General features: G+C 68.8%; 19 protein-coding genes and 3 pseudogenes. 13 read left to right on the forward strand and 9 right to left on the reverse strand.

All coding sequences use genetic code 11. The features are described from left to right. Positions 1 to 354: 354 nt before the first annotated feature. Complete coding sequence (locus ABZT12_RS37785; RefSeq protein ID WP_356393916.1) at positions 355 to 750, forward strand: hypothetical protein; 396 nt, start codon at positions 355 to 357, stop codon at positions 748 to 750. Between the two features lie 62 nt (positions 751 to 812). Here the strand turns inward: ABZT12_RS37785 and ABZT12_RS37790 are convergent, their stop codons facing one another. Beyond that, positions 813 to 1,574, reverse strand: a complete 762-nt coding sequence (locus tag ABZT12_RS37790; protein ID WP_356393918.1) for a hypothetical protein — start codon at positions 1,572 to 1,574, stop codon at positions 813 to 815. A 365-nt stretch (positions 1,575 to 1,939) separates the two neighbouring features. On the opposite strand from ABZT12_RS37790, the gene ABZT12_RS37795 reads away from it, so the two are divergent. Then, a complete protein-coding gene (locus ABZT12_RS37795; protein WP_356393921.1) occupies positions 1,940 to 3,043 on the forward strand; it encodes a zinc-ribbon domain-containing protein in 1,104 nt (367 codons plus the stop codon). A 59-nt stretch (positions 3,044 to 3,102) separates the two neighbouring features. Here the strand turns inward: ABZT12_RS37795 and ABZT12_RS37800 are convergent, their stop codons facing one another. From ABZT12_RS37800 to ABZT12_RS37810, 3 genes and pseudogenes are all read right to left on the reverse strand, one after another. Then, the gene (locus ABZT12_RS37800) at positions 3,103 to 3,354 is read right to left on the reverse strand and encodes a hypothetical protein (RefSeq protein WP_356393923.1); all 252 of its coding nucleotides are present in this window, start codon (positions 3,352 to 3,354) and stop codon (positions 3,103 to 3,105) included. Between the two features lie 801 nt (positions 3,355 to 4,155). After that, the gene (locus ABZT12_RS37805) at positions 4,156 to 4,566 is read right to left on the reverse strand and encodes a hypothetical protein (RefSeq protein ID WP_356393925.1); all 411 of its coding nucleotides are present in this window, start codon (positions 4,564 to 4,566) and stop codon (positions 4,156 to 4,158) included. Between the two features lie 344 nt (positions 4,567 to 4,910). Further along, positions 4,911 to 6,592: pseudogene (locus tag ABZT12_RS37810) on the reverse strand (ISAzo13 family transposase); the annotation flags it as partial. Between the two features lie 39 nt (positions 6,593 to 6,631). On the opposite strand from ABZT12_RS37810, the gene ABZT12_RS37815 reads away from it, so the two are divergent. After that, the gene (locus ABZT12_RS37815) at positions 6,632 to 6,892 is read left to right on the forward strand and encodes a hypothetical protein (protein ID WP_356393928.1); all 261 of its coding nucleotides are present in this window, start codon (positions 6,632 to 6,634) and stop codon (positions 6,890 to 6,892) included. A gap of 1,227 nt (positions 6,893 to 8,119) precedes the next feature. On the opposite strand, the pseudogene ABZT12_RS37820 reads toward ABZT12_RS37815, so the two are convergent. Further along, positions 8,120 to 9,388 (reverse strand): annotated as a pseudogene (locus tag ABZT12_RS37820) (IS256 family transposase). Between the two features lie 314 nt (positions 9,389 to 9,702). On the opposite strand from ABZT12_RS37820, the gene ABZT12_RS37825 reads away from it, so the two are divergent. Continuing rightward, positions 9,703 to 10,314 carry a hypothetical protein gene (locus ABZT12_RS37825; RefSeq protein WP_356393930.1) on the forward strand — a complete coding sequence of 204 codons (612 nt, stop codon included), beginning with the start codon at positions 9,703 to 9,705 and terminating at the stop codon, positions 10,312 to 10,314. A 78-nt stretch (positions 10,315 to 10,392) separates the two neighbouring features. On the opposite strand, the gene ABZT12_RS37830 is transcribed toward ABZT12_RS37825, so the two are convergent. The 4 genes from ABZT12_RS37830 to ABZT12_RS37845 all read right to left on the reverse strand — a co-directional run bounded on the left by ABZT12_RS37830 (position 10,393) and on the right by ABZT12_RS37845 (position 14,044). Continuing rightward, positions 10,393 to 11,823, reverse strand: coding sequence for an amidase family protein (locus ABZT12_RS37830; protein WP_356393933.1), 1,431 nt, complete (start codon positions 11,821 to 11,823; stop codon positions 10,393 to 10,395). Continuing rightward, entirely contained in the window at positions 11,820 to 13,028 is a 1,209-nt protein-coding gene (locus tag ABZT12_RS37835) for an MAB_1171c family putative transporter (RefSeq protein WP_356393936.1), read from the reverse strand. The genes ABZT12_RS37830 and ABZT12_RS37835 overlap by 4 nt, the downstream gene beginning before the upstream one ends. Next, positions 13,025 to 13,351 (reverse strand): secondary metabolite protein, encoded by a 327-nt coding sequence (locus tag ABZT12_RS37840; protein WP_356393939.1) that lies wholly within the window; start codon positions 13,349 to 13,351, stop codon positions 13,025 to 13,027. Before ABZT12_RS37840 ends, ABZT12_RS37835 begins: the two co-directional genes overlap by 4 nt. 222 nt (positions 13,352 to 13,573) lie before the next feature. Then, positions 13,574 to 14,044: an XRE family transcriptional regulator gene (locus ABZT12_RS37845; RefSeq protein ID WP_356393942.1), complete on the reverse strand. Its 471-nt coding sequence runs from the start codon at positions 14,042 to 14,044 to the stop codon at positions 13,574 to 13,576. Positions 14,045 to 14,899: 855 nt separating this feature from the next. On the opposite strand from ABZT12_RS37845, the gene ABZT12_RS37850 reads away from it, so the two are divergent. From ABZT12_RS37850 to ABZT12_RS37890, 9 genes and pseudogenes are all read left to right on the forward strand, one after another. Then, on the forward strand, positions 14,900 to 15,775 hold the full coding sequence (locus ABZT12_RS37850) for a helix-turn-helix domain-containing protein (RefSeq protein WP_356393945.1): 876 nt from the start codon (positions 14,900 to 14,902) through the stop codon (positions 15,773 to 15,775). A 2-nt stretch (positions 15,776 to 15,777) separates the two neighbouring features. Next, positions 15,778 to 16,494, forward strand: a complete 717-nt coding sequence (locus tag ABZT12_RS37855) for a hypothetical protein (RefSeq protein WP_356393948.1) — start codon at positions 15,778 to 15,780, stop codon at positions 16,492 to 16,494. Positions 16,495 to 16,654: 160 nt separating this feature from the next. Continuing rightward, positions 16,655 to 17,263 (forward strand): annotated as a pseudogene (locus ABZT12_RS37860) (WhiB family transcriptional regulator); the annotation flags it as partial. A 260-nt stretch (positions 17,264 to 17,523) separates the two neighbouring features. Then, a complete protein-coding gene (locus ABZT12_RS37865; protein WP_356393951.1) occupies positions 17,524 to 19,164 on the forward strand; it encodes a hypothetical protein in 1,641 nt (546 codons plus the stop codon). Next, entirely contained in the window at positions 19,161 to 19,352 is a 192-nt protein-coding gene (locus ABZT12_RS37870; protein WP_055493674.1) for a hypothetical protein, read from the forward strand. The genes ABZT12_RS37865 and ABZT12_RS37870 overlap by 4 nt, the downstream gene beginning before the upstream one ends. A 20-nt stretch (positions 19,353 to 19,372) precedes the next feature. Continuing rightward, the gene (locus ABZT12_RS37875) at positions 19,373 to 19,675 is read left to right on the forward strand and encodes a hypothetical protein (protein ID WP_356393955.1); all 303 of its coding nucleotides are present in this window, start codon (positions 19,373 to 19,375) and stop codon (positions 19,673 to 19,675) included. Next, entirely contained in the window at positions 19,672 to 20,298 is a 627-nt protein-coding gene (locus ABZT12_RS37880) for a hypothetical protein (RefSeq protein ID WP_356393958.1), read from the forward strand. Before ABZT12_RS37875 ends, ABZT12_RS37880 begins: the two co-directional genes overlap by 4 nt. Then, complete coding sequence (locus tag ABZT12_RS37885; protein WP_356393961.1) at positions 20,295 to 22,037, forward strand: relaxase/mobilization nuclease domain-containing protein; 1,743 nt, start codon at positions 20,295 to 20,297, stop codon at positions 22,035 to 22,037. Before ABZT12_RS37880 ends, ABZT12_RS37885 begins: the two co-directional genes overlap by 4 nt. A 440-nt stretch (positions 22,038 to 22,477) precedes the next feature. Further along, positions 22,478 to 22,909, forward strand: coding sequence for a hypothetical protein (locus tag ABZT12_RS37890; RefSeq protein WP_356393964.1), 432 nt, complete (start codon positions 22,478 to 22,480; stop codon positions 22,907 to 22,909). Positions 22,910 to 23,057: the final 148 nt, after the last annotated feature.

Below are 23,057 nucleotides of genomic sequence, written 5' to 3' on the forward strand. Positions count from 1 at the left end.
AAGACCCCAAGCCGTTCATCTGGACCAAGACAGCCGAAGAAATCCTCGACTCCCTCGCCCGCCTCTGCCGACGGATCTCTGGCGCAGGACACTAGTGGCCCGCCGGCCCCTGGTGCCGATATCCAGAGCGGCGGCTCCCCCTCCACTGGATGCAGGTTGGCAGTGTCCTGTAGGTGGGTCTGGAGCTCACGCTTGTGGGTTCCGTCGATGCCGGACAGGGCAGCGGTCAGGGCGTCTCGGCCTCAGGGCGGAGAGCACGCCGGCTCGCATCGGACACTCTCCCAATCCGATGCGACAAACTCGGATGTATCGGCACGTTGAACGCTTGGCTCCGACGGAGAACAGGACCTCCCATTGCCGCCCACCAGTGCTCCCACCTCCCGGCTGACCGCGACTGACCTGACGCTCGCCGATGTCGAGGCACTCATCGGTTTCATCGACAGCAAGGTGAGCCGACTCCTTTCCGGGCAGGGGCCTGAGACCGACGCCTGGAAGGCCGCTCTGGGGTTGCGCATCGCCCTGAACAGCAGCGCGAAGCGGGTTCGGGAGGCGTATGGCCGAGCCGACCAGTCTCCCGAGTCGGTGCAGGCTCGGTTCCGCCAGTGGAATCGCCTGGCGATGCTCGCTCTGGGCTGGGAGAAGGATGCGGGTTACGACGCGCGGTGGAAGATCGTCGCCCATCCCGATGCCGAAGGCGCCGCCCTCTTCGCAGCGCTCACGGGCCGCCGACACCCTGCATCCCCTGCATGATTCGCAAATGTTCGAGCCGGGCGACGATGACGTCGCCAGCCGGAACCGACCGAGGCGGACTGCTACACCTCATGGTCAGTCAGACGTAGCGCCTCTCGGACATCTTCGTTTCGCAGCGGCACGTAGCACCCGTCAGGAGTTTGCCCTCCACCGAAGACCTTCATGAATTCGGCTGATGCCTCTTCGTTGAGCAGGGAAGAGTTCCCTTCAAGTATCCGATTAATCGCGTCCGTAATGTGCGGAGCTGCGAGTTTCCCCATTGTGCTCTTCAGCTCCCGAGAGGCATCATCGCCTTCGATGCGAGCATGCGTCAGCACCCTCATCTGATCGGCAATGAACGCCGCAGCCATCAGAAGCGCAAGAAGGCGCCTCTGGGCTTCTGTGCTGCTCATGCTTGTCCTGTGCTCTTCGAGTGCGACGTCAACTTCGCTGGAAAATGCAGCAGTAACAGCACTATTCAGCGTGACGATCTCAGCGGTAGCGGCCTGGCGGTCGGACCCGCGCCTTTCGGTTGTCCTGCCCCATCTCGACTTGAGGCCCTTCACTCGGCTCTTCATGCGCGACGCAGCCGCGGTGACAACGAGGGTCCCGACAACGCCCGCCGCCACGCCTATGGCCACCTTGAGTATGGTTTCCGATACATCTTTCTCGTCTTCATCGCCGACAGGGAACAGCGTGACCTGCGTTTCGAGTTCATTCGAGTCGTCGCCACGCACAAGAGGGCTGAATCCGCCGGAAGTTCGCGATCGCGAAAGATGTGTTCCGTTTGGACGGCCAACCAGCATTGTTTCCCAGACCATCTCGGTCGGGTCATCGGAAGCCATGCCGTAACTGTACTTGCGGCCACAGTCGCGTTGGCGGGAAATGGACATGTTCCCCGCCCATGGTGGTGGAGCAACAGTCAGTGATCTCGCGAGTCCCCACGGTCGTGCCCGTGGTTCTCGGTCGCTGCTGCCTCGGGCCCGGACGACGTCGCGGCTCCTCACGGATTGCCCACGGCGGCCTTGTCGATTACCTCGTGTGCGGGTCGCTCGCCTCGGCAAGGGCGTTGCCCCGGGCTGCCGTGATCGCGGATCGTCGAGCCTCTTTTGAAGCGTTGTCGGTGGCAGCTGGTATACCCCGGGATATGAGCGATGGACCTGCACCGGGGCCCGGAGGGCTCCTCCCGTCTCCCCGAAGCGCCAGCGACGTGCCGCAACAGGACGATCCGGAGCGCCGCGCGGCGATGGAGTGGCTGCATGCCCAAGAGAAGGCTCTGGCCGAGGTGTTTCTGCAGGAAGGGGCCCGCGAGCTGCCGGTGGACGGCAGCTACCTTGTGTGGCGGCAGGCCCAGCAGCGGCGTCTGGGGAAGTCCCGTCAGGGCTGGATGGCGATGCTGACCGAAGCGGGATGGACCGGGCTGAGGCCGGGCAGCCGGTCGCTGGCCTACCTGCGTCCCGACCTGCTGGCCGAATACGACGGCGAGCACGAGGAGAACTCGCCCAGCGTTGACCTGACTGGTCCGCTCACGGCCGTGGAGAGCGTGTGGTGGCGGTGCCTGCGCAACGACAGTCACCGGTGGAAGACCTCGGTCAACAACCGTCACGTCGCGGGCACGGGGTGTCCTCGATGCGGGAAGAAGGGGGTCTCACGGCGGGAACAGGAGATCTTCACGGCCCTGCGCCGGCGGCTGCCCGCCCTCGTGAGCCCGGGTACCGCCATCCGCCACACTGCTCCTGAGGGAAGCAGACGGCGTCAACGGTCATGGAGGGTCGACATGCTGCTGCCGGGACCGTCTCCCGTCGCGGTGGAGTACGACGGCGCATACTGGCACCAAGACGCCGCCCGACGCGACCTGGCCAAGACCGCCGACCTGACCGCCTCGGGCCACCACGTCATCCGCGTCCGAGAACTGCCGCTGCCCACGCTGACCCCCAACGACATCGTCTGCACCGCGGACCAGTCTGCCGAGGAGATCGCTGAAGCGGTGCACGAAGCGATCCTCCGACTCACTGGCTTGCCCCACTGCGAACCCTGCCCGGAGCCAGACGCCCCGGACGCCACCCAGCTCGGCCTCTTCGGCGACTCGGACGAAACCGCGCCGGCTGACAGGAACGGTGCCGGGACGCGCCCTGTGACCGTTCTGCTGACGCAGATGGTGCGCGAGGTGCACCGCGGGGACGTCGCCGCAGATCTGGAGCTGGCCCAGCACCTCGTGTGGGGTCTGCCGCTCGATGCGGCCCTCATTACCGTTCAACAGCAGGCGGGCGGCCTCCGCGCCCTGGCATCGGCCACCAAATTTTTGATCAACTAGCCCGGATCCGTCCAACCTTCCCCGCGCTCGGGAGCTGGCGTACCGCTGGACGCGGGTGGTCAGGGCAACGACACCTCATGTGCTGCGGGTTGCCGTCCGAGCCAGAAGGCGGCGACGGATGGCTCGGCCGAGTTCAGGGTGGATCCGTCGTGCGGCAGGAGTTCTGTGGGGGCTATGTAGCCGTCGCCAGGTCCGAGGCGGATGCGCAGGCAGCGGAGGTGGTGGCCGGCGGCGACGTAGCGGCGCACGTCGTCGGTGTGGGGGTAGTGGTGGTCCAGATCGTTGTAGAGGGTGCGGCAGATGTGCTGCACGTCGCGGTCGGCGATGAGCAGGTAGCGGGTGCCGGGGCCGAGGTTGAGGCACAGCCGCCGTCGGCCGTGGTGACGTGTGGCGTACGGGGGCCGGTCGAAGTTGTCGACGTGGAGGCCGATGCGGCGGCCGATGGCGGAGTCTTACCCAACTCGCCATGGATGGAAGCCAGTTCGAGATCCGAGGCGGCCACCTGGTCGCCAAGCGGGCCGTACGAGGCTCGCTGCCGGACATGGTGCGGATGAGGACGTCGCTGCCGCCTTCCCCGCCGGGCCGTCCGCCACGAGTGGAAGTTCGCCGACCACAGCGGCCCCGAGTTCCAGCGGGACGACCGCGGCGAGTGCATCCTCGACGAACTCCCTCTCACGCCCGAAGCCATCACCAACGTGAATCTGCTCCCCGAGGAGATCTCGCCATCCTGCGTGAGGCCCTCGAAGAAGGCGACCTCCTCGCCACCGCGTAAGGGCAGTAACGGTACGAGGAGAAGGTGCGCGAGGTGCCCTCCCGGGCAGGCACGCGCGCGGGTACCGATGCGTACGATGTAGTGCCGTCCCGCAGTGCTTCTGTGGTCGGGTAGCCGGATCACAGCTTCGAACCGTGCTTCCCGCCTGTGTGAACCGTCAGTACTCCACGTCGCCGCTCACGGCGGCCACCATGGTGGACCGCACGCCCCCGAGGTAAGTCCACGTCGGCTCCATCACCTGCCACAGTGAGCGCCGTTCCGGCTCTTCCTCCCAGCCGGCGGCGATCTCGTACCGGAGCCGGGCCGTGACCTCTTTCGTGGGCGCGCCCGAGTACCGAACCTACCGTGCGATTTCGCCGCTCGTCGGCTCGGGCAGAGCCGCGTTTTCCCAGGCAGTCCGCACGGCCTCTGCGTGACGTACCACCGGCTGCGCTCCCCGGACGTAGAGATCGAGCAGTTCGGCCATGTGCGAGCCGTCGGGCAGTCGGGGGCGCCACCTGGGCGTGAACTCGTCTTGCAACAAGGCGACTTGTTCGGCCAGCACGATGACGTTCTCCGTGTGCAGGTGTCGTGGCCATGGCTTCGCGGTCGCGTCCCGGGGGAATTCCGGGCGCGGTGCCTCCTCCATGTCCTTAGCCAGCTGGAGGAACTCGGCACCGCACGTGACTTCGCCGGCGACCGGCCGCCACGCGTACTGGTTGAGTGAACGAGCGATCTCACTCACGCGGCGCCGGTCTAGGGTCTCGGTCATGACGGTTACCGTACGAGCGCCTACGGGACACTGCCAACACCAGTCCCACAGGGCCGTACCGGTGTTGGCACACCCTGCTCACCTGCACAAGCCATTCAGAACCGTCTGAAGGGCGCCAGCTGTGAGGAGAATGTACAGGCTCCGGGGTCGATCATCGCGGCTCAGTCATCCAGGAGCGGACGGAACTGCTCCGCTGCCTCCCTCTCTGCCGACCCCGGCAGCCGCGCGTCCCTGGGGACGACAACAACTTCGCTGCCGCTGAACAGTCGCCAATCGAGAGGTACCCCGGCAGCTTTCCGCGCCGTCCCTTCGTCCGGCCGGAGCCAAAACTCGGGGCGGGCGAGGGCCCGTATTTCAATAACTGTCAGCGACGGGTTTCCGCGTGGGTTGTTCGGGCGTGCAGCTGTTCCAATGTGCGGGCGGGCGATCCGGGTATCGGCGTGACGAGGATCCGGTGCAGGTCCAGGAGCCGTTTTGCGTCCTGGTACTGGATGGACAGGTTGGTGCGGTTGACGCCCAGTAGTTGGGCCAGGAACGTCATGGTCACCGCTCTGCGGCGGCGCAGGATGGCTGCCAGGAGCCGGTGGGTGTGGTCCACGCTGCTGGTCTGTGGGTGGCGGTAGCTGCGCGGGCGGTGGAAGCGTCGCTGGAATGCGGCCTCGGCCAAGGCGTCCCAGAAAGGCTCCGAGATCGCCACCAGATGCTCGAAGGCGGTTCGTGACATGCCGGTCAGGGCCGGATCGGTGAGCATCGCGGTCAGGGCCGGGTCGGTCCGGTGTGCCTTTGCCGGCGCGTCTGGCGCTCGCGGTGGAACGGGAGACAGTGTGTAGTTCCAGTCACCGTGGAAGGTGTGGGGTGTGATCGCAAGGGCGTGGAACTCGGCGGGTGTGACGCTGATGCCGAGGTCGTAGCTGCCTGTGTCCAGTTCGGCCCCGATGGTCAGGCCGGTCCTGGTGGTTGTGGCGGCGATGGTCTCGAGGACGACCTGGTAGCTGGTCAGCGGCCGCCCCCGCCAGTTCGCGGTGATGTGACAGAACATCCGGTGCTCTATCTTGTTCCACTTCGACGTCCCCGGCGGTAGGTGACAGACCGTGATCTCCAGGCCGTTCTCTCGTGCGAAGGTGGCAAGGTTGCTTTTCCAGGTCCAGCGGCGGGGGTCGTTGGAGCCGCCGGAGTCGGCGGTGATCAGGAGCCGGGTGGCATTCGGGTGGTCCGTCCGTCCGCGATGTTGCCACCAGCGTCGGATGGACTCCACCGCGAACTGGGCGGTGTCGTGGTCGGTGCCGACGTTGACCCATCCGCTGTTGTTGGCAATGTCGTAGATCCCGTAAGGGATCGCCATGGGCTGGTCGTTGGTGGTGAACGTGTGGCAGTCCACCTTGATCGCGTTCTTGCCCGGGCGCCATGTGCGACCGGGCCGGTCCCGGTTGCCGAGCCATTCCTTGGCCTTGGTGTCAACGCTGATCACCGGCTGGGCATCGTTGAGGAACGCGGCGGCGGTGGCATTCAGGTGGGTGAACTGGGCATCGCGGTCCGGATGGCTGATGCCCTCCGTCGTCTTCGCGGTTCCCTGCAGGCTGTAGCCCAGGGTATGCAGCAGGTGTCCGACGGTTGAAGCGCTGACCGGGTGGCCCTGTGTGGTGAGGGCCGAGGCCAGGGTCCGTAACGACAGCGTGGTCCACCGCAACGGGGAGACGGGGTCGCCTCGGGTGTGCGGCTCGATCAGCGACTCCAGTGCGGGCAGCAGACCGGGGTCGGTGTCTGTCAGCCGCTTGCGGCCCGCACCTGGAGCCCGGACCCGCAGGGTTGGTGAGGAGCAACCGGCCAACTCGGTCATGCCTCGCGAGATGGTTGCAGTGCTGGTGCCGGAGGCGGCGGCGACCCGGACGATCCCGCCGCGGCCGAGGGCCGTCGCCTCACTGGCCAGGTACAACCGGCGGCGGCGCTCATCGAGGTGCGGCAGGATCTGATCGAACTTGGCCCGCAGAGCACGAGCGGCAACGCGGCCTGACAGGCACGGGGTCATATCTCAGACTCCCACCAACACCCTTCTGCCGAGCAGTAATTGAAATACGGGCCCCGACTGCGGCTGACCGATGTCGCACGGCTGGAGACCTGCACTGCCGAGGAGTGGGACCGCTGGTGCACCGGCGCTCTCCACGTCGCTTCCTTCCACATCCGGCGTCAGCACAAACGGCTCTCGTACGACACCTACCAGACCCGTAGGGCCCTGTTCCGCCTGGTCGATCTCGGTTATGACCACCAGGACTCCGGACGCATCGATCCGTTCTGGTACGCCACGGAAAAACCGAATCACAGCTCCTGAGCCGCGCACGGACCACCTCGCCGCACCGTGCCGCGCGAGCGGCTACCGCAGCGGTATGGAACCAGAGGGCTCAGCGGCCCAGGGAGATCTCCGCTGCCGGCTCCCACGTCCTGCCCCACCGGCCGAGTTGGTCGTCGAATGTCTACGCCCACGTCAAGGAGGTTTACGCGGTCGACGACGAGCGTGGCACGGGATTACCTTGTTGCGCAGTTCGCTGTTGAGCGGGTCGGACGAAGCCGAGCCGTAGCTCCGCACGGGGCATCCACGACTTCGGCCAGGGCCGCCTCGTCGTACTCTGCGGACGACGCATCGGCAAGCATTTCACCCGTGAGTGAGGTGCAGGAGGCTGGCGTCATTCGGCTGGCTGCCGCACTGCGGGTCGATCGGGTAGCCGACCAGGATCGGGCGTCAGTGGGCCCATGGCACTGCGAGCGGGGGTCAGGAACGCAGCCCTCGCCTCCCCTACCTCCCTGGACAAGCGCCAGTCGCCGCGCTGCGCGAGCGCAACAAGGTGTTGGGCGGCCTCGACGACGTCGGAGGGGCCGACCAACACCAAGACGTCGAGGGCACTGCTTACAGCCCTCCGCTCCTCCAGCGTTGATGCGCCAGCCGAGCCGACCAGACCGAGCGCAGCATCTAGGCGTACGAGAAAGTCGAGGTAGGCCGGGCGTCGCGCCTCCCGCTCCCGCTGATCCCGAGCGTCGCCAGTGATCAACCTCACGAGGTCCGCGGCAAGCGGCTGCGTCTCAGATGTTGCCTTGACCTTCATGGGCCTGGCGAACCAGGCAACCGGCAGACCGCCCGCAATTGCTGAACCCACAGCTACGAGCGCGATCCCCTAAGGACTCATGCCGCAATCCTGCCAGAACGCGGCGTACAGCACCGGCATTCTCTCTCGGCGACCGCCGCATGGGTGGACCAAGCGCCAGGAGGCGATGGGTTGGGCCCTCCGCCGGCCTTCGCGCGTAAACCCGGGCAACTTCGCAGCCCGCAAGGCGAGATCGACGCCCGCTTCGTCCGCTGACTCGCCGCCGCGGAGACCGCGCTCCGGCCCGAGCCGATCCGCCGCGCCCGCACGGCCGGGTACCAGCTCGACATGATCCTCTCGGCGGCCGACCTGCTGAGCAACTGACCGCCGAGACACGTGGACAATCGGCGAGCCGACCAGCAGACCGCTGAAATCCAGCCACATCGAGTCGCCAGAGAGCATCGCCGCAGGCACACTGGTCATGTCCCGCGGGGTGGTGTAGTCACGGCAGCTGTTTCGGTTCCGGTTGTGGAGTGATCTGCGGTTCGGGTTCGGTCGGCTTGGTGGTGAAGAGCTCGGCCATGGAGGCTTCGGAGAGGTAGCGGCGGTCGAAGACCTGCCATTCGTCGTGGAGTTCGGCCAGCACTGCGGCGGCGAGCCGGTCCAGTGCGGCGAGGTTGGGAAAGACCTGGACGGCGTCGGCCCTGCGTTTGATCTCCCGGTTCAGCCGCTCCAGCGGGTTGGTCGACCAGATCTTCTTCCAGTGCGCCGGCGGGAAGTCCGCGAACGCCGTGATGTCCGGTGCGGCATCCAGCAGCATCTTCTTGACCTGCGGGAACTGCCATCCCAACATGTCGGCGACCACGTTCAGCTGGGTGCGCACCTGCTCGCCGGTGGTCTGCGCGAAGATGGTGCGGATGGTGGCGGCGACCATCTCCCCTGAGCCCCGCTCGATCACCGAGAACACGTCCCGGACGAAATGAACCCGGCACCTTTGCCAGGCCGCGCCGAGAAAGACCGTACGGATCGCGGCCACCAGCCCGCTGTGGCTGTCGGAGATCACCAGTTGGACGTTTTCCGGGCCACGGGCTTGCAGCGAGCGCAGGAACTTCGTCCAGAACGGCTTCGACTCGCTGTCGCCGACCATCAGGCCGAGGATCTCGCGGTGGCCGGTGGCGGAGATCCCGGTGGCGATGACCACGGCCTGGGAGGCGATGCGGAGATTCACGCGGGCCTTGCAGTAGGTGGCGTCCAGGAAGACATAGGGGAAGACGGTGTGATCCAGCGGCCGTTCCTTGAACGCGGTCAGTTCCTCGTACAGCTCGCCGCAGATGCGGGAGACCTCGGACTTGGAGATCCCCGAGTCCGCGCCGAGTGCTTTGACCAGGTCGTCGACCGAGCGGGTCGAGACCCCGTGCACGTATGCCTCCATCACCACGGCGAACAGCGCCCGGTCGATCCGGCGTCGGCGTTCCAGCAGGGACGGGAAGAACGACCCGCTGCGCACTTTCGGGATCTTCAGGTCCAGGTCGCCGGCCTGCGTGGTCAGCAGGCGTTCGCGGTGTCCGTTGCGCCAGGTGGTGCGCGTCTGGGAGTGCTCGCCCGGGGCGGCACCGATCGCCTCGGTGGCCTCGGCCTCGATGAGCTCCTGCAGGATGCGCTCGCCACACCACCCTGATTGCTTCAACTCCATCCGCCCGGCGTAGTGACTCAAGCAGCCGCATCAGCTCAGACTGGGACAAGGCCATCGCGTGCTCCTCCGGTTGAACTGGCCGTTCACCAGGGAGACTTGCGCGGTGGCCTGCCCTTGTTCAGGGGGCATGCGCAGTCAGCGGATGCACGCCCCGGGCAGAGACCCGCGCATTCCGGACTGCAGCCCGGCTACACCACTTCAGGGGACGCGATCGGCACACTGGCTAGGCTGCAGCCAGCTTCCCTCACAGACACGCCCCAGTAGCTCGCGAGGGGCAGCAAAACACCCGCTCTGCCAAGGGCAGGACGGGGCCTTTGCGGGTGATCCCTACGACAGGAGGCAGGCGTTCCGGTGGATTTGGGGACATGCGTGCGCGAGCACACGAAGCAGTACGCGGCTGCCCACGGCGGCCACCATCCACTGACGGAGTGCCTGCCGTGGGCGGAAGCACTCGTCTCCTGGGTGGAAGCGCTTCCCCGCGATGATGATCACTCGGTCCGCCGACGTCGGTACTGGTACGACCCCCGACTCGGTCTGGACGGGCTCGCTCTCGCCATCGCCGAGTCGATCCGCCTCGCGATGGCCGTGTGGGACAGGCCCATCGGCGACCTGTGCCTCGACAACGTGCAGCGTGTGCTCTTTGACTGGATCCGGTGGGACATCGTGCCGGGGACACCACGGTGGCCCGCGCCGGACGGCACTCCGCCCGAAGCGCACTGGAAGGTGCTCTTCGCCACCGATATCGACCTGGCGCGGGAGGCGGCTTACCCTGTCTCCTCGGCGTATGAGCAGCTAGAGGATGCCTGGAACGCGATCCCGATGCCGGAAGCGTGGCGTCATCGGCTGGACACCTATGGGATCACGTATGCGCGCCTCGCGGACGTGGCGCCGCTACTCGGACTCACGATGCCGATCGAGGTACGCGAGCCCGGCGACTACATCAACGTGCCGGACCTGCTCGTTGAGCGGGCCACGGCTTAGGAGTCGTCCCCGACCACGGCCTGTGGCTCCGCTCCGACCGCGACGTGTGGACGAGACCATTCGCGAAGCCAGCGGACGTCAGATTTCCCCGGCCGTCCCTCCAAGAAGCGACGCCAGATCTTCAGCCAGTGCGAGCAAGTTCCGGTCCGAGTAAGTCGGCCCCACGAGCTGGACGCCGATCGGCAGTCCGTCCGCGTTTCGCGCAACTGGCATGACCAGGCTGGGCAGGCCGACGTGGCTGGTGAGGTTGGCCCAGCCAGTCTGGTCGAAGAAGCTCCGCTCGACGCCGTCGACCATGAGAGTGCGGGTGCCGGCCGGGATCGCTGCAGTGGGAGCAGCGGGGGTGATGAGGACATCGTGCTCGGCGTCGGCGAAGAACCTGTGCCACGCCCCTCGAAGCTGGAGGCGCTCCTCGTCAGCGCGGAGCCATGCACGGTGTGTCTGGGTTCGGTGGCGGAGGAAGGCGGCCCGTGGGCTCGCGTCATCCTCGTGCAGGTCACGCGCTACTGCGAGTTCGGCCGCGCCCGCTTCGTCGTCGGTGGCGGCCGTCGTGGTGGCGTGGAGGAGCTGCTCGAAGAGGCGGAGAGAGTCGGCGAAGCCGACCGGCCCCACGGTGCGGCGAACGTGCGTTCCGGCGGAGGCCAGTGCCTGCTCGACAGCGGCGAGGGCATCGGCCGTTTCGCGGTCGACGGGGCAGCGTGCGTCCTCGGCCCACACCGCCACGCGGAGCTGGCCGACTGCGCGACGCGCCGTGGGCAGATTGACGCGCCAAGGGTTGTTCTCTGCGGGTGACGGTGTCGTCAGCGCGTCGAGGAGCAGGTCGAGGTCGCGGGGGTGGCGTGCCAGTGGGCCGGGGGTGACCATGTCACTACTGGTGATCCATCCCGGCGGGCGGGGGATGTGGCCCCGAGCAGGGATGAGTCCGTGCGTAGGGCGCAGGCCGTAGACGCCGCAGTAGTGAGCCGGAAGCCGAAGTGAACCGGCGAGGTCGCTACCGAGGTCGGCGGGGGTCAGGTGGGCGGCGACTGCGGCGGCGGGGCCGCCGGAGGAACCGCCGGCGGTGCGCTTGGGGTCGTGCGGGTTGAGCGTGGGTCCGAACAGGCTGTTGTCCGTGTGCAGGTCCTGGCAGTACGCCGGGGTGTTGGTCTTGCCCATGATCACGGCGCCTTGATAGCGAAGCCGGGCGACCGCGTCGGCGTCACGGGCGGGTACGTGATCCGCCAGATCCTCGGTGCCGCTGGTGGTGCGCAGGCCGGCCGTCTCGAAACTGTCCTTGATCGTGAGGGGAAGGCCGTCGAAGGTCCCCCTGCTCTCGTTGCGGGCGCGGCGTTCATCTGCCGCTCGTGCGGCGGCCTGGGCCGCGTCGTCGTCGCGGGTGATGACGGCGTTGACGTGGCTGGCGTTGATCCGGTCGAGGTGGAGGTCGAGCAGCTCGCGGCTGGAGATCTCGCGACGGTCCAGGGCCTGGAGCTGGACGTGAGCCGGTTGGTGGGTGAGGTCGGTCGTCATGCGGACCCTCGCTCAAGGTGGGGGGCTCGTGCGGGTTGGCGGCGAAGGTGGCGAGCGACATCGAGGAGAGCGTCGATGTCGTCCATGGGCCGGCTGGTCTGGCGTTCGGAGTCGGCGAATTCGATGAGCTGATCGGGCGCCGGGCGGGCGCCTTCGGCCCTGGCGGCGATTCCGGCGAGGATCTGGTCGGCCGTGACAGCGGCCGACAGCTCCTGGCCGTGAAGCCCTCGGGCCCGGTGGTGGGCTTCGCTGGCCTCTCGTACTGCGGCATCGAGGTACTGGCGGATCACGAACCGGCCGTCCCGGATTTCGACTGCTCGGCGGTAGAGCCGGATCGAGATGTGGCGGAAGCGGCGCCTCTGGGCCGGGTCGACTCGGTCGATCGGTAGCTCGATCTCGGGCGCTTCGCTGTAGAACGCCCCCCACAGGGGGCGCAGGCCGTAGTAGCTGCGGTACTGCTTGATCCGGTACTGGACGCTCTGGACCTGGTCGCTGATGGTAGGTACGAGCCAGCCGATGAGCGTGAGCATGGCGCCGACATCGCCGCAGGTCCAGGCGAAGCCCTCCCAGTCGGAGAGGGAGGTGTCGAAGGCGCCGGCGATCACGTCGCCGATGCGGACCGCACTGTATCCGAGAGTGACGGTGGCCCCGAGGGCGACGATGCGCAGGCCGTAGCGGACGGACCCGCGACTGCTGCGGCGGGCCAGGCGCCAGCAGGCGCGGGCGAGGAACAGCTCCCCGATCGTGTAGGCCGTGACGTACAGGGTGAGGTACGCGGCGTACCAGTCATCGTGCGCGTAGTACAGCGTGAAATCGATCGGACGAGGCGCGCTGGGCGTCAGCAAGGCGAACAGCACCAGCAGCCCAGCGATCACTACGAAGCCGGCCCCGAGCCACCGGCGACTGCGTCGGCGGGCGGTCTCGGGCGGGGATCCCCAGTAGGTGAGGACCACCTGCTGGCAGGCCAGGAGGGCGACCACGCAGCCCTGCGCGAGGGGCACGGAGAGGTTGACGGTGCCGAGGACGCGGTCGAGGTAGTTCCACATCGGCGTGATGGAGAACAGGAACGACAGTCCCGACAGCAGGAAGACGGCGGCCAGCGCGGTGGAGGCGGGGTCCCGGCGGCGGGTCAGCACGTCCCGCAGGAGGCAGAGAAAGCCGAGCGTGGCAACGACGAGGCTGATCGGATGGAGCAGGTCCTTCACGACCGCGCCTCCCGCCGGCGCAGGAGCGTGTGTGTGACCCGGTCCTGCACTTCGTCCCCAGAGGACTCGTCGCTGCGCAGCCACCGGTCGATGATCCGGCGCTGGAGCAGCGAAGCGAGGAATTCGGTGTCCCGCTCCTCGTCCTCGTCGTACTTGGTGCGCCCCAGCATCATCTGCACGGTGGCCGGGTCCACGCTGGTGATGAAGGCCGGGGCCAGCGCGGACACCGGTCGGTTTTCATGGTGGCCGAGCAGGAGGTGGCTGAACTCGTGGGCGATGATGTGGTCTTGGTGCAGGGAGCTGGTCCATGGGTCATAGAACACGTGGACAGCACTCTCCGTGACGGCGCACGCCCCGCACACCGAGGGCGCCTGCTCTCGGGGCTCGAGGACCACCGTCCGTCCCGTGCGGCGAGAGACCTCGTCGCTGAGATCGCGGATATTGATGACGTGCGGGAGCTTCAGCTCGGCCAGGAGGTCAGGCCGTCGCAGCCTACGTGCGGACCACATTAATATTCCTTGATCACTTACTGAACTAGGGCCGTTTTACACGCCAGTTGAGGGCGGCAGCCCCTCGGATTTTCGTACGCTCTCGACGATCCCCAGGACGGCATCCTTTCCGTCTGCGGATACGTCGGACAGACGAAGAAGAACGTTCTTGATCTTCGCATCACGAATCAGTGCGAGCAACTCAAGCTCCTGCACGGTCTTTTCGGCGACAGCCTCATCGAACCAATAGGCGGGATCCACACCGAAAAACCCTGCGAGCGCTTCAAGATGACGCTTCGTCGGGTTATCGCGCTGCCCCGTCCGCAGGAGCCACAGGTACTGGGCCGACAGCTTGCCCAGCCCCCGCTTCTCCATCAGTTCGGCCACTTCAGAGTTGCTGAAGGGGCCACGATCGGGCGGGTGCACCGTGTCGAACAAGCGGTTTAGGCGGTCCATGAGCCCCTTGGGGTTCACCTGACCTTCGGTGGAGTCTTTCATGATCCTTTCCCGGGTGGACTTCGTCGTCACTTCAGCCACCCTACCCCGCCATAAACACCAGTTGACGGGATGATCCCGCATATGGAAAGTTCTTCCTCGTCAGCACGTTTTCGTGTGGCGCGCACCGCCTAATTCAGGTCGGCCTGTCCGTTTCTACCGGCAGGAGCATGCCGGGCGACGTGGCGCGAGCCACATTTATCCAGCGACATACGTCACGTCTGACGCACAAGACTTTGATCTTCGACCGGAAAGCGCGGGGCGACAGTGGGAGCACCTCATTCACATCGCTTTTCCGCCGCTGGGAATATCAGACAGTCGCCCCAATTCGGACACAGTGGCGCGCTCTTGGCGTTCGAGGCAACCGCGGCAACGGTGCTCGTCGACGCCAGAGGGCGGCGGCCCGCGCCGAGTCCCGCAGATGGCTCCGGCGGCAGATCTTGCGGTGACTCTCTGCAACCAGTACAGAGTTTAAGAACCAAGTCTGGATCTTGACACGGGTCCGTGCGTATGTTCGTCGTCCCCGGGCAGCCCGCCCGCGACGACGGACGTGAGGAGCCAGCAAGCACGGACCGGACCGAGAAGGTCCCGTAATACAGCGACGGCGCCCGAGAGCGGTAACTCACGGACGCCGAACGCTAAGTGGCATACCCGCCCCGGCAAGGGCGGAGGTTGCCGACCATCACCACGCTGAGTCCTTCCAAGGGGCGCGTCAGCGTGGCAACACTGCAAAGGGGATTGTTGCATGCCTCCTGCCCTGCGCAAAAGGCCCTTCCGCCTGGCCTGCGCGGCAGCCACCTCCGGCTCGGCACCTTCGTGCCCCGAGCCGGAGCACACCATCCCGGCCCCGGCGGGCCGCCGGCCCCGCCTGCTCATCGGGAGCGGCCGATGAGCAGCGAAGCCCGCGAGTGGGTGTGGGAGCACAGCTCCAGCCGGGGGACCGCGCGTCTGGTCCTGCTGTCGATCGCCGACCGGGTGGCCGACGAGCAGTGCGTCTCCTGGGCCTCGCTGTCGAGCCTGGCCAGGCGCACGCGCGCTTCCGTTTCCACGGTGCGCGAGGCCATCGACCGCCTGGTCCACGCCGGTGAGCTGGAGCAGCTCGACGACCTCGCCGGCCCCCAGCGCAGCACCGTCTATCGCCTCCCCCTCGCCGCCAAGGCCGTGGCAGAGACCGCGGAGGACGAGGACGCCGACCAGGCGCCCGAGGCCACCCCGACGCTCCGGATCTCGGCCCTGCGCCGGTGCGGAATCCGCCCCCGTGAGGTGCCGGAATCCCCCGCGAGGGGCCGGAAACCGGCAGTACCGGAATCCGGCAGGTCCCGACGGAAACCGGCACCTCGACGTACCGGAAACCGGCACAGCGATGTACCGGAAACCGGCACACAGAACCGTAGTGAACCGGATTTGAACCGTAGGTACAGCAGTGGTGGTGCTGCCGTCCTCTCGGCTGCCGACTGGCCGGTCGACCCCGCCACCCACGCCTGGGCCCGCCAGCAAGGACACCTCGACCGCCTCGGCGAGCAGGGCCTGCAGGCTGCCGACGCGAAGTGGCGTGCCCACCGGGCCGACTTCAAGCCGAGGCGGGCGGATGCCTGGGCCGCCGACTGGCGCTCCTGGATCGCCCGAGAGCACGCCCCCAGCCGCCCGAACCTCTACGCCGTCCCCGGCAAGAGCCCCGCCGCGCCGGGCGGCATGACACGGGCCGAGGCCCACACCGCCGCCCTGCTCGCCGCCCTCGACGAGCCGACCGGAACGGAGGGCTGACCGTGGACCGCCGCGAAACCGCCGCCCTGCTGGCCTACATCGGCCGACTCGACCCCCGCACCATCCGCACCGACCAGGGCGAGGCCCGCGACCAGCTCGCCCAGTGGCACGAGCTGCTCGGCGACGTGCCGATGGCCACCCCGCACGGCTGGGACGCCCGCGTCGCCGCCCGCCAGCACATCCGCACCTCGCCGTACCAGATCCTGCCCGCGGACGTGGCCCGTCCCTGGGAGAGCTACCGGCGCGATCGCCTGGCCCGGCACTCCGACCCGACGCCGTCCGTCGACCCGGACGACCAGGCCGCCTGGACCGCCGAGCTGGTCGGCACCCGCCGCGCGGTCGCCGCCGGCACCGCGCAGCCCGCGCAGGCCCGGGCGATCACCAGCGGTCGCGACGGGATCGACCCGAGGCTGGAGGCGCGGCTGCGGCAGATCGGCTCGTGCATCCCGCCCGCGGCCCGGGCTGCCCTCGCGCCCTACCGGCCCGCCCGAGCAGCACGCGAGGCAGCCGTCGCCCTGGGGCAGCCCGACGCCCTGAGCGTCCGGTGCGAGTGGTGCCTGGCCCAGCCCGGCGAACCGTGCCGTCGCCGCCGGATCGGCCCCGACGACGGGGTACGTACCACCGCCCCGCGCGCCACCCCGCATCCCGGCCGCCTCGACCTCGCCGCCGCCCAGCAGGCCCAGCCGGCGGAGCAGGTCCAGCAGCCCGCCCTGCCCTGACCGGCGCATCCGGCGCGTGCATCCCTCCGGTGCACCGCCACCCCACCCCCATCGGCCCGCCCGGTTGCGACGCACGCCCTCGCGCCGCAGCCGGCACCCGAAGCCGCGCCCGCCGAGCACCGCCCCAGCCGGCAGACGCGGCAGCACATCGGAGAACCCCTTGCGCCACATCACCACCCACGACGCGCCGGCCACCGGCCTGCGCGGCATCGCAGACACCAGCTGGCACACCCGCGGAGCGTGCCACGGCATGGACGTCGAGGACGCCGACGCGGTGTTCTTCCCCGGCCCTCGGGACCACGAAGACATCGCGGAGGCGAAGGAGCTGTGCAGCTGGTGCCCGGTGCGCCGCGACTGCCTCGACTTCGCCCTGGAGAACGTCCTCAAGGAGGGCATCTGGGGCGGCCTCACCGAAGCCGAGCGGCGCCCCCTGCACGAGGGACTGCCCAAGCGCCTCGACTACCGGCGCGTGGTGGCCTTCTTCCAGGGACGCGACGTGCATCTGACCGAGGACGAGCGGCAGGTCGTCATCGACCACGCCTACGTACGTGGCTGGCGGCCCGCCCGGCTCGCCGCAGCCCTGCAGATCAGCCATAAGCACGCCCGGGACCTGCTCCGGCAGGCGGCCAACAAGGTCTTCGACCGCGACCGCACCTACGGCGTGCCGCGGCCCAAGAAGAAACGGAAGAAGACGACCCCGTCAGCAGGCGGCCCCGCGCCCGCCGCACCCGGCACACAGCAGCCGGTAGCCCGACCGGCGACGCCGGCCTCAGAGGCTCCGGAAACGGCCAGCGATCCTACCCTGCCGGCGGACGCCGGCCCCACCCCGGGTGTGCGCAGGCCGGTCCCCGCGAGTTCCGGCCCCGCCTCCCCGCCGGACCAGCCACCGCAAAAGCGATGCCACTCCTCACCCCCGGTCAAGCCCATCGAAGATCGCGCAGCAGGGCCTGGAGTCACCCGGCCCGAAAGCTGGCACCAACTCTCCTTCCCGGAAGCGCCCTTGGCGCACGCCCCTGTTGGAAAGGCTGCATGACCCACCTCATCCCGGTGTCCTTCGGTACCGCCCCGCATCCGTCCTTGCTCGTCGGTATCGGCCCCGCTGCCGCCGTGTTCGCCCTGGCCCTGACCGTCTGGGTGATCCGTCGCCGGGCCGCGCGTACACAGAAACGTCTCGGCAATCCGACGGTGCTGGTTGCAGCACTCGCCGCGCTGGGCTGCACCGTCTACAGCGCGGAAACCAGCTGGAGCTTCGCCGCCGACTACCTGGACATTGCAGGCACCGCCGAGCGGGTTTCCATGTTCGCCGCTGCGGAACTGGGGCTCTTCGCAGTCGCGCTGATGGCCCGGCAGAACCTGGCAACCCAGGGGGCACCCGGGGCGCCGGGCACTCTGGTGTGGGTCATCACCGGCGTGCAGGTGATCCCCGCCTATGCCGAGAGCGGCCCCATCGGCGGCACCGTCCGCGCCTTCGTCGGCCCGGTCCTGGCCGCGGTGCTCTGGCACCTCGCCATGGGCATCGAACTACGCCTGCGTACCCCGGGGGCCGCCTCGCACGGCCTGATCGCCACCCTCGGGCGGGAAGCACGCGAGCGTCTGCTGTCCCGGCTCGGCATCGCCGTCCGGGATCGAGACGCCGCGCAGATCACCCGCGACCGCGCCACCGCCCGCGCCGTGACCCTCGCGACCCGCCTCGCCGAGCGCACGCCCGAGCAACGCAAGAACCCGCGCGGGCGACGCCTCACGCGGAAGCTGTCAAAGACGATCGGCCGGGCCGCGGTCGGCAGCGACCCCGTCCAGCGCGCGGCACTGCTCGACCAGCTCGCTGCCCGCCGGCACGCACTCGCGCTCGCTACGGTCCCGCTGCCCTCGCCCTGGTCCCCGGCTCACAGCACCGCAACGGCGGCCACGGTCCCCTCGCAGCCGACCTCGAAGGCGCCGGTCCGTGTGGCCGGTCGCGACGAGTCGGACGGGGACCGGGGACCGAGCGCCCCGAGGGGACCGGTCCCCGAAATCGCGGACTCGAAGGCGACGACAGGCGCGGGGACCGAAGGCGAGAACGCGGGGACCGGGGTGGGGACCGAGGCCCCAGAAGCAGGCGCGGTCCCCGGGACCGGTCCCGCCACTCCGGAAGCCTCGGAGGGGGACGCCGGAGGCGTGGGGACCGAGCGTCTGACGCGAGAAGTGCCTGCTCAGGGCCCTGAGGCTCGTCGGGGACCGAACGCCTCCGAGTCGGGGACCGAGCCCACCGGGGACCGGGGACCAACCACCCCCGACACGGGGACCGAGCCCACCGGGGACCGGGGACCAACCACCCCCGACACGGGGACCGAGCCCACCGGGGACCGGGGACACAAGGTCCCCCTCCGGCGGAAGACGGCCACGAAGACCAGGACGAAGAACAAGAGGAAGCGCGGCCGGTCCCGGACCCCGCAGACACAGCGCCCGCCACGTGAGTTGGAGCAGTCGGTGGACCAGCTCGTCCAGCAGGTCCGCCCCCACGTCCCCGCCCTGCTCGAACGGGACGGCAACGAGTCCGTTACCCGGGTCCAGCTGCGGGAGATCCTCCGCCGCGAGGGCCTGAAGGGCGGCCGGAACGACCGGCTGAGCCTCGTCCTCCAGGAATTGCGGAGCGACGACACCACGAAGACAAGGAGCACCACCGTCCGATGAAGACCTGCCACCAGTTCGACACCGTCCGTGCGGAGTACGAGCGGGAGATCGGCTTCATGCTCGCCCACTCCAAGCGGCACGAGGGCAGGCCGGCGGCGAAGTCCAGCGCAAAGCAGGCTGCCTCGACGAAGCAGCGGATGGCCCGGGCGCTCAACAGCCACGTCGGACGCTGTCCCGAGTGCGGCTGAACCGGCAAAGCCCCAGCTCAGTGCCCCTATCCGCGACGGGTGGCCCGGCTCCGTGCCGGGCCACCGTCCCGCTCCAGGAGACACGCAGTGATTCCGCGTCCCCTCGCTCTTGCGAGCCCACCGCCGCCGAGGCCGGCGCCTGGGCGGACGTCCTGGTCCGCCGACGGCTCCTGCACGCCGCCGTCCTCGCGCCGACCGGCCAGTGGCTCGTCCAGGACCGGCACGACGGACCCGTCCGCGTCCTCATGGGACCGGCCGACGTCCTCGCGCTGGCCGCGACCATCCAGCACCACACCCGCACCTTGAGGCCCGAAACCCGATGACGAACCCCACCCAGAACGGCACCACCCCGGAACCTGCTCGCGACTCCAACTCGGTCTCGGGGCGAGCAAGTTGGGGCGGAAGCATAGCTTCCGCCAAACCCGCCCCCAAAGGGGCGGGAGAGGACCTGCACCGGGGGGCGCAGGTCCTCCAGGCTTCGACCGAGGGCGGATCGAAGCCGGGGCAGGAGGAACAGCAGAACGAACCGCGTGCACGCCGACAGCGCGCTCCCCGCGCCCGCCAGCGCCCGCGTCAACCGCCCGAGACGAAGCGCCTGCACCAGCCCGCCACGCGTTTCAACGAAGACGAGTTCGCCCTGATCAAGTCCGCCGCCGCCCGATGCAATCTGTCCGTCGCCGGGTTCCTTGCCCGATCCGCGCTCGCTGCCGCCCGCGACCTCGACCGCACCAGCACCGAGATCGCCGACGAACGCGAAGTGATCACAGCCCTGTTCGACAGCCGGCGTCGGCTCGGCTGGGCCGGCAGCAACCTCAACCAGGCAATCAAGGCCCTCAACTCCGGCGCAGACGCCCCCCAGCTCGAAGCGGCCGTCGCCGCCGTACGGCGGGCCGCCGACACCGCGCACGACGCCGCCACACGTCTGATCGAGCACCACGGCTCATGATCCCCAGCGTCAACAACACGGGATCACGGACCATCGGTCTCCTCAACTATCTCTACGCGACCGGCCAGTACGAGGATCACACCGACCCCCACCTCGTGGCCTCGTTCGACGGCATGTCCCCTGACCCCGGTCGCGACCCGGACGCCACCCTCCAGGACCTTGCCCAGATCCTGGACCAGCCCGTGATGGCCCTCGCCGAGCACGCCCGACCGGCCAAGCACGTATGGCACACCTCCGTCCGCGCCGACCCCGGCGACCGCACCCTGTCCGACGAGGAGTGGGCCGACATCGCCCGCCGCATCGTCGCAGCCACCGGCATCGACCCCGGCGAGGGACAGTCCGGCTGCCGCTGGGCGGCCGTACGACACGCGGACGACCACATCCACATCGTCGCCACCCTCGTCACGGAGGACGGTCACCGCCCCGACGACTTCCGCTCCGGTGCCCGCGCCCAGGCCGAAGCCCGCCTCATCGAGAAGGAACTCGGCCTCCGCCAGGTCGCGCCGGGCGACGGCACCGCCGCACAGCGACCTACCAGTGCCGAACGCCACAAGGCTGAACGCCAGGGACGAGAGCGCACGGCCCGCGAGGAACTGCGCGAAACCGTACGACGCGCGGTGACCGGAACAAGGAGCGACGAAGAGTTCTTCGACCGGCTCGCCGCCGCCGGCCTCCTCATCCGCAAGCGCGCCGCGCCGTCCGGCGACCTCCTCGGATACAAGGTCGCTCTGCCCGACGACCTCAATAAGGACGGCGAGCCGGTCTTCTACCCCGGCGCGCGCCTCGCCCCCGACCTCTCGCTGCCCCGCATCCGAGAGCGCTGGTCCGCCGACGCCCAGGACAACCCAGCTGCCCGGCAAGAGGAAGCACCCCGTACAGGGCCGGGCAGTCCGGCCGCCGCCCGCCGCGGGACGGCATCGGCCGCGTGGCACGCCGTCCTCGTCGTCGAGTACGGCGACGATGCGGTCGCCGCCGCCCACATCGCTGCCGCCGGCGAGGCCCTGGATGCCCTCGCGAAGACGTCCGCCGCCCACACCCGCCGCGACCTGCGCGACGCTGCAACGGCCTTCGAGCGGGCCTCGCGCTCCCACGTCCGCGCCGTACGCGGGCACGACCGAGCACTGCGGCAGGCCGCCCGCGACCTCGTCCACAGCGGTCCCGCCCTCGGCCGCGGGGAAGACGGCGCCACCACCGCGATGGCCATCGACATGCTGTTCTTCCTCATCACCGCCGCCGCGCACTGGCACGCCAGAAAGGGACACGCCCAGCAGGCCGAAGCCGCCGCGCGGGCCGCCGAGCACCTGCGCACCGCCTACCAGGCCGCCTCCGCCCAGCCCCTCGGCGTGCTCTACCAGCGAGGCCGACGCCTGAGCCGGCCGATGCTCCAGCGGCAAACCGTAGTGCTTCGCGAGACGCTGCCGGAGCTGGCCGAGCAGATCCTCGCCGAGCCCGGCTGGTACGCCCTGGCCGCAACCATCGCGGAGGCCGAAGCCGCCGGCCACGACCCGGCCACCCTCCTGTCCGACGTTACGGAAAGCCGCGAACTCGGCACAGCGAACTCCGTCAGCGACGTGCTCGTGTGGCGGATGCGCCGGACGGCCGACCTACCCGCCGACGCGTCTCACCTGCCCGAGACCAGCACCGCAGGAAGCCGCACCGCACCGCACCGTTCGACATCCAGGCCCTCCGCGCCCGGTAGGCGGCGCAACGGCGAGGAGGCATCGCGTACGGCCCGGTAGGCCCGCCGAGTGCCACTACGCGGCCTCAACGCATCGCCGAGAGAAGGGACAGCGCCACCGCTGCGCCCGCAATCCACAGCATGGTCGTACGCCACACCAGACCTCGGTGACGACCCACTCCACGGGAGGAGGCCGTCGGCATCCGTGCACCTGCAGGACGGACGGGCACGACGCAGGTGCGGCGAGTCGAGCCAGTACACGTCTTGAAGTTGAGCGGTCGAGGGAGACGAAGTGTGATCGGGCACACCGTGGCAATGGCCATTCGCCGCACGGAGACACGCACCATGGCCAACTCGTCATCGGGGCAACGGAGAAGCCAAAGTACCCCTGCTGACCTGGCCAAAGGCGACTGTGAACTTTGTGAATTGAAACCACCGGGGACGTGGGGCACGATCATGAAGCGCGCAGGACGAGGTGACGAGGTAGAGGAGGACGCCAGGGTGTTTCACCGGATACGCCGCAGGGCCAAGGAGCCGAGCGAAGCTCAGAGACAGTTCGCCGAGCTGCACGCACGGCTGCAGTGCCAGGTCCCGCCCGGCTTCCAAGTGCCGACGTCTGCCGAGCCAGCCGGCGTCGTGGACGACTTCCTTCCGCCCGAGCTGCGCGTGCCGAGCCACGACCAAGTCGACGGCAAGATGATGCCGTGGAAGCAGCCCCTCGTCCTCGACGGGGAGATGGCCGCCTGCGCCGAGTGCGGCGCATACCGGGACTGGCTGATCCTCTCGACGGGCGGTGAGATCTGGCTGCGCTGCCGGGCAGGCCACCAGCAGCGGGAAACCCGCCTCGACACCGCCTGGTACAACCGCAACAGCGGACCCGCAGACGCGACGCACGCCACGTTCGAGGACTGCCTGCGCCACCTCGGGCACTGACCACCACTCCTACGACCCACCGGGTCCTCGGGCCCGCACTGACCACCCGTCGCCTAGTGTCCTGCGCCAGAGATCCGTCGGCAGAGGCGGGCGAGGGAGTCGAGGATTTCTTCGGCTGTCTTGGTCCAGATGAACGGCTTGGGGTCTT

The organism is Streptomyces sp. NPDC005423 (assembly GCF_040606415.1).
Classification (GTDB): domain Bacteria; phylum Actinomycetota; class Actinomycetes; order Streptomycetales; family Streptomycetaceae; genus Streptomyces.

Bases quoted from the DNA above. Each gene is read 5' to 3' on its own strand.
- ABZT12_RS37790 (WP_356393918.1), bottom strand. From the start codon at position 1,574: ATGGCTTCCGATGACCCGACCGAGATGGTCTGGGAAACAATGCTGGTT.
- ABZT12_RS37805 (WP_356393925.1), bottom strand. From the start codon at position 4,566: ATGACCGAGACCCTAGACCGGCGCCGCGTGAGTGAGATCGCTCGTTCA.
- ABZT12_RS37830 (WP_356393933.1), bottom strand. From the start codon at position 11,823: ATGACGACCGACCTCACCCACCAACCGGCTCACGTCCAGCTCCAGGCC.
- ABZT12_RS37850 (WP_356393945.1), top strand. From the start codon at position 14,900: ATGAGCAGCGAAGCCCGCGAGTGGGTGTGGGAGCACAGCTCCAGCCGG.
- ABZT12_RS37865 (WP_356393951.1), top strand. From the start codon at position 17,524: ATGACCCACCTCATCCCGGTGTCCTTCGGTACCGCCCCGCATCCGTCC.
- ABZT12_RS37870 (WP_055493674.1), top strand. From the start codon at position 19,161: ATGAAGACCTGCCACCAGTTCGACACCGTCCGTGCGGAGTACGAGCGG.
- ABZT12_RS37880 (WP_356393958.1), top strand. From the start codon at position 19,672: ATGACGAACCCCACCCAGAACGGCACCACCCCGGAACCTGCTCGCGAC.
- ABZT12_RS37885 (WP_356393961.1), top strand. From the start codon at position 20,295: ATGATCCCCAGCGTCAACAACACGGGATCACGGACCATCGGTCTCCTC.